This is a genomic window from Pseudomonas sp. P7548 (assembly GCF_013386585.1).
GTDB lineage: Bacteria > Pseudomonadota > Gammaproteobacteria > Pseudomonadales > Pseudomonadaceae > Aquipseudomonas.
Genome location: NZ_JACARO010000002.1, coordinates 241740 through 256415, shown reverse-complemented (window position 1 = coordinate 256415; position 14676 = coordinate 241740). Strand labels below are relative to the sequence as shown.

Here is a 14676-nt window from a genome sequence, read left to right as displayed (position 1 = left end):
GCAGCGCCCCCCAAAGGGATCAGGTGATGTCGGCCGAGACAGGCGCATCCAGGCCCATGGCATGCAGGCGGGCGTAGTAGCCGTTCTGTGCCAACAGCTCGCCGTGGGTGCCTCGCTCGACAATCCGGCCGTCGTCCATCACCAGGATCAGGTCGGCCTTCTCGATGGTGGACAAGCGGTGCGCGATCACCAAGGTGGTGCGGCCCTGCATGACCTTGTCCAGCGCCGCCTGGATGTGGCGTTCGGATTCGGTGTCGAGGGCCGAGGTCGCCTCGTCGAGAATCAGCAGCGGCGCGTTCTTGAGCAAAGCGCGGGCGATGGCCAGGCGCTGGCGTTGGCCGCCGGACAACAGCACGCCATTCTCACCCACCTGGGTGTCGAAGCCCTTGGGCAACTGGTCGATGAAGTCCTTGGCGTTGGCATCCCGCGCCGCCGCTTCAACATCCGCCCGCGGTGCACCGGCCAAATCGCCATAGGCGATGTTGTTGGTCACCGTGTCGCTGAACAGGGTCACATGCTGGGTCACCTGAGCGATGTGCCTGCGCAGATTGAGCAGCTTGTAGTCTTCGATCTCCACGCCATCGAGCAGGATTTCGCCGCTCTCATGGTGGTAGAAACGCGGGATCAGGCTGGCCAGGGTCGACTTGCCACTGCCCGAACGCCCCACCAGGGCAATCATCTGCCCAGGCTCCGCTACGAAGCTGATGTCCTTGAGCACATGGCGCTCGGTGCCCGGGTAGGTGAAGTTCAGGTTGCGCACTTCCAGGCGACCGCTGACCTTGTCGCGTTCGATGGTGCCGTGATCGACCTCCACCTCTTCGTCCAATTGCTCGAAGATGCTTTCGGCACCGGCCACGCCTTTCTGGATGGTCGAGCTGACTTCCGACAACTGGCGGATAGGCTTGGGCAACAGGCCGGCCAGGGTGATGTAGGCCACCATGTCACCGGCCGAGGCATCGCCGCGAAGGTACAGAACCAGGAACATCAACACCGCCATGGCGGTGTAGATCACCAATTGCAGCGCCGGGGTGTAGATCGCCCCGGTGCGGGTCATGCGCAACTGCTTGTCGGTGTTGCTCTGGCTGGCCTTGAGGAAGCGTTTTTCCTCGTAGACCTCGCCGCCGAAGCTGCGCACCACACGATAGCCCTGGATGGTTTCCGAAGCGACGTGGGTCACGTCGCCCATGGCCACCTGGATCTTCTTGCTCTGCTTGCGGAATTTCTTGCTGGCCGTGCTCACCATCACCGCGATCAGCGGCAGGATGGCGATCATCACCAGCGTCAGGCGCCAGTTCATGAACAGCAGGGAGGCGAACAGGAAGATCACCGTCATGCCTTCGCGGATCACCACCTTGATGGCATCGGTCGCCGCCCCCGTGACCATGGTCACGTTGAAGGTGATGCGGGAGATCAGGTGCCCGGAGTTGTGGTTGTCGAAGTAGCGGTTGGGCAACGTCAGCAGGTTGTTGAACAACTGCACGCGCAGGTCATGGACCAGGCCCAGGGAAACCTTGGCCAACAGGTAGTTGCCCAGGAACGAACCCAGGCCCTGCCAGGCGGCAATCAGGATGATCAGCAGCGGCACGGCCTGCAGCAGTTGCAGGTCACGCAGAAAGGGCACGGTGGGGAACAGCACGGCTTCCGGGTTGGAGAGGCCATCGACAAAGTACTTGAGGATGTAACCCAGCATCGGCTGGGTCGACGCGAAAATCAGAAATCCGACGATGCTCAACGCAAACAGGCCCATGTAGGGCTTAACGTAACTGAGCAGGCGGAAGTATATTTTCAAGCTCGAAGGGCTTGCGCTCGGACTGGAGTCGGTCATATCACGCGGCGTTTTGAAAAAGGAGGCTGACTTTAGCACAGCTTCTCTGTTGTACTTGCACCCTGCATGACCCTCAACTCGGTTGGATCCAACCGGCGACATTATATAGCCACTACTCTAAGATGGTCGGCTTTCTCTTTCCGGAATGGCTTTTCTGTATGCACTCCAAGCGCCTGATCTATGGCTCAAACCGTGTTTTCGACTTCCTGGTCCTATGGATTTTGCCCATTGGCTTGTTGCTGCTCCTGAGCTCGCTGTTCTTCGTGACCAACCGCAATGTGCTGCACAAGTTCTACTACGGCCTCTTCAGCGCACCGACCCTGCTGCTCCTGCTCCTGCGCCCGCGGGAATTCAAGGAGTTGCTGCGTGAGCCGCTGGCCATTGGCTTCCTGGTGTTTTCCGCCTGGGCACTGACCAGTTTGCTGTGGAGTCCGGAACCCACCGCTGACACCGACCTGTTCAAACGCCCCCTGCACACCTTCCTGCTGTTCGGCGGCTGCGGGCTGTTGCTGCATTATCGCAATGACCTGTTCAAGCCGATCTTCTTCAGTGCTGCGGTGATTGCGTTGGTGTCCTGCCTGTTCAGCCTTTCGGCCTTTGTGAAAGACTTCTCGCCAGGCATGCGCATGATCGGCGGGCGTGGCGCGCTCGACAATCCGCTGCTGAGCTCCCATCTCTTCGGCTTTTTCTGTGTCTACTGGCTCTACGTGTGCATGACCACCAAGCGCCTGCAGGTGCTGTGGTTCAGCATACCGGCACTGGCCATCATGGCTGCAACCGTGCTCGCTACCGGCTCACGTACGCCGTTGGTGGCGCTGACCCTGGCCTCCCTGTGGATGGCCTTTGTCAGCCGCAACCACCGCTCTGTCTTGCTGATCGCGAGCATGGTGTTGGGGGCTGTCGGACTATTACTGCTCTACCCGGAATCCATTACCGAACGCGGCAGCTCATTTCGCCTTGAACTGTGGGGCATGTCACTGCACCGCATTGCCGAACATCCGTGGATCGGCCACAGCTATGACTCCGAGCTATACCTGACGATTTCAGAAGGTTCCGAGTTGCGCGAGCCCCACAGCTTTGCGTTGGGCGTGCTGTATTACGTCGGCATCATCGGCTTCATCCCGTGGATCTTCATGCTTGGCTGGGGCTTGTACAAAGGCCTCAAGCAACGCGCACAACCGCTGTTCATCCTGGCGTCGTCCCTGCTGGCCTACGGCATCGGCGCCGGCCTCACCGAAGGCGGTGGCATCCTGTCGCGCCCCAAGGAGCATTGGTTCCTGCTGTGGATTCCCCTGGCAATCATCGCCGGCCTGAGTATCGCCCAACGCCGCAACAGCGTACTGCGCATGCCGGTGCAAAGCCTCAAGCCCGAAGCCTTTGAGCAATTGAGCAGCAATGCCCACGTGATCGAAGCCGATGGCCTTGGCCCGAAAGTGCTGCGCCTGGAAGACGGCCGTTTCCTCAAGGTATTCCGCCCGCGTCGCTGGTACACCTCGGGCAGCTTCAACCCTTACTCCGAACGGTTTGCCAGCAACAGCGAGCAATTGCATAACCTGGGCATCCCTGCACCACAGATTCTCAACCTCTACGCCCTGCGCGATGGCAGCAGCGCCGTGGTCTACGCGCCACTTTCCGGCCTGACCCTGCGCCAAGCCTTGCAAAGCCTGGACAGCAGCCTGCGTGAATCGTTGATCGAACGCTTCGGTCGCTTCGTCGCCGTGCTTCACGAGCGTGGCGTGTACTTCCGCTCGCTGCACCTGGGCAACGTCCTGCTGATGGACGACGGTGAGTTTGGCCTGATCGATGTGGCTGACCTGCGCATCTACCCATCGCCCCTGCGCAACGCGCTGCGCCAGCGCAACCTGAACCATATGCAGCGCTACCCTCAGGACCGCAACTGGCTGTTCGAAACTCATTTCGAGCAATTGGCCAAAGGGTACGCCTCGATCGCCACCCCAGAGGCCACGGCGAAAATCCGCGCCCGGGTGTTGAGCCTGGCCAAGCCCGCTACCTGAATAAAAAAGGCGACTATCACACACTGATAGTCGCCTTTTTCACATCCTGCGCCGACTCACTTCCTGAGCGGCGACACATACAGCCGCACCAGCCCACGCAAGGTCTTGCGCCCCCAGAACTTCAATGGAATCTGCTTGAGAATCTCTCGCGCCAGCGGCCGGTCACGGTCGGCGGTCTTGAGGAACATCGAGTTCAGGAAGTTGTAGCGCACGGCGTCGTAAGCCGGATGCTCGCTGAACTTGGCGTAGGTCTTGAGGATGTTCTGGATCATGTAGCGGTGGTTCTTGTAGGTGTTGCTGGCATGCTGCCGATAGCGCGCCATCACCACACCCAGCGCGTCAATGGTGTACCCCGCCGCCGTGATCTTCAGCTGGATCAACAGGTCTTCCAGCGGGATATCCGGGTCGAAGCCGCCGACTTCATCCAGCACTTCGCGGCGAATCAGCATGGTCGGCGCAGGCGGGAAAGGCTTGCGATCCATGAACATGTCGTCGAAATCCAGGCTGCGAAACGGCACGTCGCGACGCTGCTTTTTCTCTGGGTGCAGGTTGCCGTCGGCATCGATCAGCTCGATGTTACCGGCGCAAATCCCGACCTTGGGCTTGTCTGCCATATAGGCCACCTGGGTGGCGATGCGATCCGGCAACATGATGTCATCGGAGCCGAAGGGCGCAATCAAGCTGCCCTTGGCTCGGGCGATCGCCCCGTTCAGCGTGGCAGTCAAGCCCTGGTTCTGCTGCACCTGAAAATCAAAACCATGCTCGGCCTGCAAACGCCGGATACGTTCGACACTGTCATCCTTGGAACCGTCGTCCACCACCAGCAACTCGATGTTGGGATACGTCTGACCAAGCACACTGAGGATACTTTGCTCGATGTATTGGGCGTGGTTGTAGGACGCGATGATTACCGAGACCAGGGGTTGTTGCGACGTCATGCTCTACCTACTTCTTTCAAACCGGTTTCGATCAGGTCTAGGTATTTCTGCTGGAATTCCGCCAGCGCGTGATTCTGTTCCAGGTACTGGAACACCTGCTCGCCCTTGGCGCGCAGTTGCTCGTCGCTCATGGCCAGGTAAGTGTCCAGGGCCGTCGTCAGTTGGTCCACATTGCCAGGCTCATGGGACAAGCCGCCCGCCCCCTCGACCAGCGGCAACATGGCCGGGCCGTTGGAGGCGATCACCGGCAGGCGCCCGCTCATGCCTTCGAGCAATGCCAGCCCCAGGCCTTCGAGCAGGGACGGCATGGTCCAGATGTCAAAGGCACGTACGTACTGGAGGCCGTCTTCACGAAAACCCAGCAGGTGTGCACGGCCGGTCAGGCCCAGGCGCTCGATGTCTGCGCGCAGGTCCGCCTCGGCGCGGCCAGAACCGATGATGCCGACCTGGGCGTTCGGGTACTTGTCCTTCAGGCGGGCAAAAGCCTGCAGCAGATGGGTGTGGCCCTTGATCGGCACCAGGCGGCCCAGGGCCCCGATGATGCGCGCATCCATGGGCAGCCCCAAGGCTTGCCGCGCTTGCTCACGGGGCAGCTGCAAGGCTTCGGCCTGAGGGATGTCGATGGCATTGGTCACGAAGGAGGTGTTGTCGCGCGTGAAGCCGCAATTGAGACCGACCAGATAATCCCTGACCGCCGCCGACACCCCGACAAAGCGCCACGCCGGGCTGACCAACCGACGCGTCTGGCGCCGGCGATAGGCTCGCTCGTATTCGCCAAAGCCGTGGGAAATGCCGATGCACAGCGGGATCTTCAACCAGCGGTTGAGCGACAGCATCATGTTCACCGACTTGAAACGGTTACAGATGACCACATCGAACTTCTGCTCACGGCAATACTTGTAGATTTCCCACATGGCACCGAGGCGGATGCCCTTGAGAGCCTTCTCCGGAAACTCGAAATACTTGGAATGGTCAGCCACGCTGAGGGGCTGGCCCGGTTGCGGGCGACCGCTGAGAAACGCCGAGGTCACCTCAAAACGTTCAACCGGCAACGACTTGACGATCTGCTCACCGAGGTCGGCGAAATCATTGACCTTGACGTTGTAGTCCGGCTGTAACTGCAACACCTTGAAACGAGGTTCCATATCACTCCATGGGGCAATCAGGCTGCGGGCGGCAGCCCAACGAATAGGTAAAGGCTCAATCCTGTTTCAGGACCCAGAGCAGCTCGTGACGCCGTACCGCCTTGCGGAAGAACTCATTCTCCCCGTAAGGCGATGGTCCACGCCCTGCCAGCACTCGCTGCAACAGGCGACGCACACGGCGTTTGAACGGCGGGCGTGGCTGCAGGTCATGCATCATGCCCAGCGCCATGGCCTTGTCTTGTTGAGTGCGCAACGATAGCACCCGGCAGCACGGCTCAAGCACCTGATCCGTATCAAGCTGTGGCGGCAAGGCCACACCGGCGCCGGAGTCGCCCATGGGCCAACGGTCATTATCATGCAGATGGTTGGCATAACCGAGCAACGTGGTCGGTTGCCATTCAAGTCCTTCCAGCGCTTCCACCACTGCGGCATGCGCATAGATGTGGTCCGGATGCGGGTCAAGGACCGGCGTGGGCAACACAATCACCTCGGGACGCGCCTTGAGCAGCAACGCCCGCAGGTCCGCAATCAGGTTGACCCAGGTCGGCGCGCCGTCCACATCGCCCGGCAGGGCGAATGCATTGAACTGACGAAACAGCCGTGTATCGTCCATTTCCGCTTCGCGAGAGGCCTGGGGCTGATCCGGCGTGGCGCGCATGGCCGGCAGTTGCAGGCAAAAATAACCCAGCTGCACGCAGTGCGCTTCGGGAACCCCGGCCCAACGCGGCACGGCAATGCTGTCCCAGGCGCGCAGGCGCCCCTTGTTCCGCGCGGCATCGGCCTTGGGCATGCCCATCTGTTGATAGTGCTCAGCCTCGATTTCGCCTGCCGTCAGCGTCACGATCCAGCTTTCATCCGCCTGGCCGTACAAACCGAACGCCGCCAGCTCGGCATCATCGGCATGGGGCGCAATCACCATGACCCGCTGGCGGGCGTAATCCGGTTGGCGGAACACCCACAGGGTCAGGTCGCCGACCACGCGGCAGTAGCGCCCGCGCAGGCTCAGCTCACCGGCTGCCAACGCCTGTGCCGAGCCCGTGAGGTTCAGGTAACGCTTGCCAGATACCCCACGCTCAAACACTTGGCGATCGCCCGACAACAGCACGGCCGGGTCAAGAAAACGCCCCAGCAGATTACTTTTCAGCTGCACTTCGACGATCAACGTCTCATCGCCCACCAGGCTCAGCGGTGCCTGGGGAACCAGGCGACCAGCCTCCACGCGCAAGGCGGCCGTCTGGCTGCCCGCGGGGAAGCGGTACTGATAGTCTTCCTTGGGTGAATAAAACAGATGGTCGGCAAACCACGCTTCATGGGCAGCCCACAGCAGCACCGCCAGCAGCGGCGTCAACCACCAGGCCACCAGCACACCGGCGAGCAACAGCCCTACAAGGGCGATCAACAGCGCCACGCGCTTGTTGCGTCGGTGGCGCTGCAGCAATTGACGTTTACGGCTCATAGGCTGAACACCGGCACGGGGTTGCACCAACGCTCTTTGTATTCACGGTCGGCGCGTCCGAAGGAGAAACGCAGGGGTTTATTCACGGCGCGCGCCTGCTCCCAGGCACTTTGCGTATTGAGAAAACTCAATACGCTGCCGGGGCTGAACGCACGGGTTTCAGGGTCAACCCCGCCATTGACGTACTCGATGCTCACCCACTCGGGCGCCTCGACGCGGTACACCAACTGCACGGCGATGGGGGCGTCATTGAGAAACAGCACCGAGCCGATCAAAAATTCCTTGAGCAACTCCAGCACGTCGGCCAGTCGCTCGGCGCCGGTGGCTGCAAACCCCCAGCGGCGCTGGAACAGGTCGCAATAGATCGCCGCCAGTTCAGTGCTGGAAAACTCGCTGACGGCCCGTACCACGCCGCCCGCTTCTTCCAGCAAGCGCAACTCGCGGCGCTGGTTGTAGCGAAACTTCTTCGACAGGTCTTCAGGGGTACGCGCCATGGCCAGTTGCTCGGCCTGAGGTTTGAGGGTGCTGATGCGCCCTTCGTTCAGCGCCGACAGGTAGCGCCCGCGATGGCGTACCGGCAACTGCGCGTCTGCAGCAATCGGCAGGATGATCTCGGCATTGCCCAGGTCAAACAGGCCTTTCTTGCCGCTGCGCTTGAGCACGTCCTTGGACAAGGCCAGGTCGCGGCCCCAGGCGGCTATCGCCCCCTTGAGCTCGCCGCCCTGCTCCCAGCCAAGGTAACGCACGGGAATCTGTGCCAGGCGGGCCAGCCGCTCGATCACGTGCGGATGAGTCGCCACACTGCCGCCAAAACGCTGCCAGGCCTGGGCGTAAACCTCGGCCTCGACAGGCGCCCAGCCACGTTCACGCCAGCCCTGGAAGCGGTTCAGCATTTAGACCACAGCGTCATAAGGGTCCACGCCGTCCTTGACCACCAGGATGTCTTCCATGATCAGGTACTGCAGGTCGGAACCGAAGAACATGTTCAGCGCGTCGGTCGGCGAGCAGATCATCGCCTCGCCACGACGGTTGAGCGAGGTGTTCAGCGACACACCGTTGCCGGTCAGCACTTCCAGCTCTTTCATCATGTCGTAGTAGCGCGGGTTGTACTCGCGCTTGAGCACCTGGGCGCGGGAGGTACCATCTTCATGGACCACTTCCGGCACGCGGGTCTTCCATTCTTCAGCCACTTCAAAGGTGAAGGTCATGAACGGTGCGGGGTGATCGACCTTGATCATCTGCGGGGCCACGGTGTCGAGCATCGACGGGCAGAAAGGCCTCCAACGCTCGCGGAACTTGATCTGGTGGTTGATGCGATCGGCCACGCCGGTGGCGCTTGGGCAACCGATGATCGAACGACCACCCAACGCACGCGGGCCAAACTCCATGCGGCCCTGGAACCAGGCCACCGGGTTGCCGTCGACCATGATCTTGGCGATGCGCTTGGGCATGTTCTCGATCTTGCGCCAGTTCGGCTTGCTCTCGTGCTTGGCGCACGCGGCAATCACGTCTTCGTTGCTGTAGGACGGGCCGAGGTAGACGTGTTCCATCTTCTCCACCGGCACACCACGGGCGTGGGACACGTAGGCCGCCGCGCCAACGGCGGTGCCGGCATCGCCGGACGCAGGCTGTACGAACAGCTCTTTCACGTCATCACGGGCAATGATTTTCTGGTTCAGCTTCACGTTCAACGCACAACCACCGGCAAAGGCCAGCTTGCCGGTGTCCTTGAGGATGTCGCCCAGGTAGTGGTCGATCATCTGCAGGGCCAGCTTCTCGAACAGCGCCTGCATGCTCGCGGCGTAGTGGATGTACGGCTCGTCGGCAATATCGCCTTCGCGCTTCGGACCCAGCCACTCGATCAGTTTTGGCGAGAAGTAGAAGCCCTTGCCCTTCTCTTTGTAACGGCGCAGGCCGATGACGTTGGCGTATTCGGTGTTGATCACCAGTTCGCCGTTCTCAAAGGAGGCCAGGCGCGAGAAGTCGTATTTGCTGGCGTCGCCGTACGGCGCCATGCCCATGACCTTGAACTCGCCGTCGAGCATCTCGAACCCGAGGAACTCGGTGATCGCGCCATACAGGCCGCCCAGGGAGTCCGGATCGTAGAATTCCTTGATCTTGTGGATCTTGCCGTTCTCGCCGTAGCCGAAGAACGTAGTGGCGTACTCACCTTTACCGTCGATGCCCAGGATCGCGGTTTTCTCCTGGAAGCCGGAGCAGTGGTAGGCGCTGGAAGCGTGGGCCAGGTGGTGTTCAACCGGCTCGATCTTGATTTTCTTCGGATCGAAGCCCAGTTGCTCCAGGCACCAGACGATCTTGTTGCGATAGCGCTTGTAGCGACGGTTGCCCATCAGGATTGCGTCGAGGGCGCGGTCCGGGGCGTACCAGTAACGCTTGGCGTAGTGCCAGCGCGCTTCGCCGAACAGGCTGATCGGGGCGAACGGGATCGCAACCACGTCAACGTCGGAAGGCTTGATGCCGGCCTGCTCCAGGCAGAACTTCGCCGACTCGTAGGGCATGCGGTTCTTTGCATGTTTGTCGCGTACGAAGCGCTCTTCTTCGGCGGCCGCGATCAGCTTGCCGTCGATATACAGGGCTGCGGAAGGATCATGGCTAAGGGCGCCGGACAGGCCAAGAATCGTCAATGCCACAGGGGTCTAGCCTCTTTTAGTCTGCATGCAGGCGGGTTGCGCCTGAAAAAAGTGTGCCTCTCGCCTGGGCGAGAAACAGCTAAAGGGCGGGATTATAGCGTAAACACGCCGCGTGATGATCTAGGGAATGTGGTGACCGGTTGTCACTGCACCCTAGCGGTAGATCTCGATACTGCCGTCCTTGCTCTGGCGGTAGATCGTGTAGGGCAGCACCAGCGTGTCCAGCACGCCCGAGGCCACGGCTTCGATGGCGATGACCGGGAAGGCATTGCCCGCGCTGTCCAGCACGCTCTGGTCTTTCAGGCTTTTTTCAGGCCTGGGTTCACCGTTGAGCGTGCAAAACCCGTAGATCACCCCGCTGTAGATACGCGGTACGTTTTCACAGTGGCTGCGCGAATCCTTGAGGTTCTGGCTGGCCACGGCGTCCGGGCGAAAAACCGTGTTGATGGTTCCGCAACCGGAAAGCAACAGCACGGCTGCTACCAGCAGTACTTGGGTTCCACGATTCATGGACGTCTCCTTTTACCCGAAAGGCTAGAACCGAGCCTGGCCCGGAACACCTATGTGGCTCCAGCTCATGATCGACTCGACCGCCAATAGATCCCCAGGTTGCCCAGCGTATTCTGCTGGTAAATCGTATAGGGCAGCACAACGGTATCAGCAACCCCGGAAGCTGCCATGTCGACCAGGACCAACGGTAACAACACACCGGTGTAGTCGGGCGCTGCATTCAGCAGGCAAAAGTCGAAAGCCAGGCCACTATAAACGCGGGGGATGGACTGACAGTAAGTCTTCTGGTTACGCAACTCCCGGGTGGCCGCCACATCGTCGCGCAGTACGGTATTCAGCGTACCGCAGCCGTTCAAGGCAAGGGCAACGACACTCAGTATCGTCGTGTTTTTCAAGGTCATGACGAGTCCTCTCCAAGGGTCCGCCACGCTAGCACCCACCCACTCCGTACCCCAGCCAGGCGCGCCGATGCGACTCGTAAGAAAACTCCGAAATGGTAAAAATCGCCCAAACCACTAAACTCGCGCCCTTTTGCGCGTCTATGACCTATGCGCCACAGATTTCGGCTGCCCCATGAAAACCCTTGCCCGCTTTACCCTGTTACTGCCCAGCCTGCTCGCCTTGGGCGCCCCCGCATGGGCGGAAGACGCCCCACTGATCCTCGACCCCAGCGTGGTCACCGGTTCACGCAGCGCCAGCCCGACCTTCGACCTGCCCTACTCGGTAAACAGCATCAGCCACGAGCAGATCAGTGACGGCCAACTGGGCATCAACGCCTCCGAAGCCTTGTCCCGCGTGCCCGGCCTGGTGGTACAGAACCGCCAGAATTATGCGCAGGACCTGCAGATCTCTTCCCGTGGCTTCGGCGCCCGCTCGGCGTTCGGCGTGCGCGGCATCAAGCTGATCGCCGATGGCATTCCGGCCAGCACGCCGGACGGCCAGGGCCAGGCAGCGACGTTCAACCTTGATACGGCCGAACGCATCGAAGTGCTGCGCGGTCCGGCCGCCACCCTGTACGGCAGCAACGCCGGCGGGGTGATCCAGATGTTTTCCCGCGACGGCGAAGGCCCGCCACGCATCGGTGCCGAGACCCTGGTGGGCAGCGACGGCCTGAGCAAAAACCACCTCACGGCTGAAGGCGCCGCGAATGGCGCAGGCTTTGTGCTCGACGCTTCGCGCATGGACACCGATGGCTACCGCGACCACAGCAGCGCACGTCGCGACCAGACCTTTGCCAAGCTCAACGTCCAGCCGGACGATGACAGCAAGCTCGCGCTGATCTACAGCAGCCTGGAGCAGAACGGCACCCAGGACCCACTGGGGCAAACCTGGGCGGCTTACAAGGCAGACCCGCGCTCGGTGGCACCGGCGGCGTTGTTGTACAACACGCGCAAAAGTATCGATCACCAGCAAATAGGCCTGAATTACGAGCGCTACATCGGCGATGCAACCCTGCAAGTGAATGCCTATACGGGGCGGCGGAGCGTGATTCAGTACCTGTCGATCCCAGGTGGCACCGCCGCCGACAAGCGCGGCGGCGTTGTCGACTTCGACCGCACGTTCTACGGCGGCTCCGTCCATTGGCTGCAACCCATCACCAGCGCCCCCGGCGACCTGACCCTGATCACCGGCCTCGACTACGACCGCAGCCGGGAGGACCGCCAGGGCTATTCCAATACCGTCAATGGCGTGCACGGCGTCAAGGGCGCCCTGGGCCGTGATGAAATCGACACCGCTACCAGCCTCGATCCGTTCGTGCAGGCCAACTGGCTGCTCGGCGACTGGACCCTGCAAGCGGGCCTGCGCCACAGCAGCATGACCATGGACGTGGACGACCACTACCTCAGCGACGGCAATGACAGCGGCAACAAGACCTATCAGAAGAACACGCCGTCGGTCAGCGTCATGTATGCCTTCACCCCGGACCTGCATGGCTATGTAAGCGCGGGCAAGGGGTTTGAAACCCCGACCCAGGCTGAGTCGGCCTATTCCAGCACCGCCAACGGTTTCAACTTTGCGCTCAAGCCATCGGTCAGCAAGCAATATGAAGTCGGCTTGAAAGCACGCGTCGGTCAAGACACCCGTGTTAACGCCGCGCTGTTCCAGATCACCACCGAGGACGAGTTGGTGGTGCAACAATCCGTCGGCGGCCGCACCACCTACCAGAATGCGGGCCGCACCTTGCGTCGGGGCTTTGAACTGGGCCTGGAAAGCCAGTTGAGTGAACAGTGGAACACCAGCCTCGCCTACACCCGCCTGCAGGCCACCTACGACAGCGACTTCGTCAGCGGCGGCACTACCACTGTCGACAAAGGCAACTACTTGCCCGGCGTGCCGCAGACCACCTTGTTTGCCGAGTTGAACTGGAAGCCCCGGGACTGGGTGAGCACCGCCCTCGAAGGCCTGTACCGCAGCAAGGTCTACGTCGAAGACACCAACCAACAGCACGCAGCACCCGGCTACAGCGTGTTCAACTGGCGTGCGCGCTTCGAGCAGAAGGTCGACCACTGGACCTTCCACCAGACGTTGCGCCTGGACAACCTGCTGGACCGCCAATACGTCGGCTCGGTGATCGTCGGTGACGGCAATGGCCGCTACTACGAAGCCGCGCCAGGGCGCTCGTGGTATGCGGGCGCCGGCGCCGAATATCAATTTTGATCGGCGCGCCGCGCTCAAGAAGCGCAGGGCCCAGCCGAAAGCGTGTGATCGCCTTTTCTCCGTCTCTGCGCAAGGAACACCCATGAAACGCATCGCGGTTGTCGTCGCCCTCAGCTTGCTCAGTGGTTGCAGCCTTCAAACCATGAACAGCCGCGCCAAGGCAGAGCCGGCGTTTGCCGAAGTGCTCAAGCAGCCGCCGCTGGTCGACTCGATCCTGCGTGATGGCGATGACCTCAGCTATCAGGTACAGGTCACGCCGGGCAAAGGCGCCAGCGTGCCGGATATCGCCCAGGTTCGGGCGTCTTGCGCCACCCCGAGCGCAAGCCTGCTGTTTCTGGAATCGCCCGGCACCCCAGCGGCCGATGGTCAACCCAAGCGCTTTACCGTGATGCGCGAGCTCACCCCACAGGTCATCGACTACCTCAAGCAAAACGCCGCCTTTATCGACGCCTGCGCACGCACGCCGCGCCCGGACTGGCGCGTCGTCAGCAGCACCGCGACGCAACGCCAACTGCTGATCGACCGTGCCAGCCTCAAGGCGACGGCTGACACTCTGCAATTCTGGGGTGCCTACGACGAGCCGTTTGTCTTGATCAACCGGCTGCAAAAAATGCCCTACGCTCAGACGCGCCTGCATTTTCAGGCCAATTGCAGCCGCCAGACCTACCGCACTCTGGCCAGCTTCGGGATCCACAAGAAAAACGTCGTGACCTTCGGCAAGACTGAAACCTCGCCTCAGGACGCGCCCTTCAGCACGGCCGAAAGCGATACCCAGGCCCTATTGAATGCCGCCTGCGGCCCAGCGGCAGCCCTTGAGCGCCTCCCTGTCGCGACACCCCGCGACAAGATCACTCAAACCCTGATGCCGACGCCTCTGCCCCCTGCAGTGCTGGACGCCATTACTGCCCTGGGCCTGGCAAAACCCGACAAGACGCTAAGCCATCTGGTGGTGAAAACCGAGTTCGGCTCCAGCAGCCTGCAAAATCAAGTGTTCATTGAAACCGACGCTGCAAGCGGGCAACTGCACCTGCGTCATGTGAGCGACTTCTCCACCCATGACGACGTGACATTCAGAGGCTTGATCCCCCTGACCTACCAGGCCCAGTACGAATTTGAAGGGCTGACGCGCACAGCTGCCACCACGGTCGAACAACTCAGCTTCAGCGGCGACTGGAAACAGATGCCCACGGGCACAACGCTGGGGTTCAGCTACACCACCCACGAGCGCAGCAATGAGCGCGACGAGCGCAACTACACCCGCGACAACCTTTGCCTGGTGAAGCGCCAATTACCCGCCAGCAAAATCAATTCGGCGTTGAGCGGCGATGCCAAGGAGCTTGACTGCCAAACCATCGGGTCGGGTAACACCACGCTCAGCACGGTGTATTACCTGCAAGACTATGGCTACTTTTTCAGCGGTACCCGGAGCGAGGCGCGCTCGTCCAAAGACCGCATGATCCTGCTCAAGGCCCAATAAC

11 protein-coding genes are annotated in these 14676 nt (G+C 61.2%); 3 read left to right on the top strand and 8 right to left on the bottom strand.

Annotated elements, in window-relative coordinates; genetic code table 11:
• Positions 1-19: 19 nt before the first annotated feature.
• The gene (msbA, locus tag HX803_RS01665) at positions 20-1825 is read right to left on the bottom strand and encodes a lipid A export permease/ATP-binding protein MsbA (protein ID WP_178918651.1); all 1806 of its coding nucleotides are present in this window, start codon (positions 1823-1825) and stop codon (positions 20-22) included.
• 158 nt (positions 1826-1983) lie between these two features.
• Between msbA and HX803_RS01660 the strand changes: the two genes are divergently transcribed.
• Positions 1984-3840, top strand: coding sequence for a bifunctional O-antigen ligase/aminoglycoside phosphotransferase family protein (locus HX803_RS01660; protein WP_178918650.1), 1857 nt, complete (start codon positions 1984-1986; stop codon positions 3838-3840).
• Positions 3841-3896: 56 nt separating this feature from the next.
• Here the strand turns inward: HX803_RS01660 and HX803_RS01655 are convergent, their stop codons facing one another.
• From HX803_RS01655 to HX803_RS01625, 7 genes are all read right to left on the bottom strand, one after another.
• Complete coding sequence (locus HX803_RS01655; RefSeq protein WP_178918649.1) at positions 3897-4778, bottom strand: glycosyltransferase; 882 nt, start codon at positions 4776-4778, stop codon at positions 3897-3899.
• Positions 4775-5923: a glycosyltransferase family 4 protein gene (locus HX803_RS01650; RefSeq protein ID WP_178918648.1), complete on the bottom strand. Its 1149-nt coding sequence runs from the start codon at positions 5921-5923 to the stop codon at positions 4775-4777. Before HX803_RS01650 ends, HX803_RS01655 begins: the two co-directional genes overlap by 4 nt.
• A gap of 55 nt (positions 5924-5978) precedes the next feature.
• Positions 5979-7379: a PIG-L deacetylase family protein gene (locus tag HX803_RS01645; RefSeq protein ID WP_178918647.1), complete on the bottom strand. Its 1401-nt coding sequence runs from the start codon at positions 7377-7379 to the stop codon at positions 5979-5981.
• Complete coding sequence (locus HX803_RS01640; protein ID WP_178918646.1) at positions 7376-8272, bottom strand: antimicrobial resistance protein Mig-14; 897 nt, start codon at positions 8270-8272, stop codon at positions 7376-7378. The genes HX803_RS01645 and HX803_RS01640 overlap by 4 nt, the downstream gene beginning before the upstream one ends.
• Positions 8273-10030 carry a carbamoyltransferase gene (locus HX803_RS01635; protein ID WP_178918645.1) on the bottom strand — a complete coding sequence of 586 codons (1758 nt, stop codon included), beginning with the start codon at positions 10028-10030 and terminating at the stop codon, positions 8273-8275.
• A gap of 153 nt (positions 10031-10183) precedes the next feature.
• On the bottom strand, positions 10184-10540 hold the full coding sequence (locus HX803_RS01630; protein ID WP_178918644.1) for a YceK/YidQ family lipoprotein: 357 nt from the start codon (positions 10538-10540) through the stop codon (positions 10184-10186).
• 65 nt (positions 10541-10605) lie between these two features.
• Complete coding sequence (locus tag HX803_RS01625) at positions 10606-10941, bottom strand: YceK/YidQ family lipoprotein (RefSeq protein WP_178918643.1); 336 nt, start codon at positions 10939-10941, stop codon at positions 10606-10608.
• Between the two features lie 172 nt (positions 10942-11113).
• Here HX803_RS01625 and HX803_RS01620 point away from each other — a divergent pair, with 172 nt between their 5' ends.
• Both HX803_RS01620 and HX803_RS01615 read left to right on the top strand, forming a co-directional pair.
• Positions 11114-13198, top strand: a complete 2085-nt coding sequence (locus HX803_RS01620) for a TonB-dependent receptor (protein WP_178918642.1) — start codon at positions 11114-11116, stop codon at positions 13196-13198.
• Positions 13199-13280: 82 nt separating this feature from the next.
• Positions 13281-14675, top strand: a complete 1395-nt coding sequence (locus HX803_RS01615) for a hypothetical protein (RefSeq protein ID WP_178918641.1) — start codon at positions 13281-13283, stop codon at positions 14673-14675.
• Position 14676: the final 1 nt, after the last annotated feature.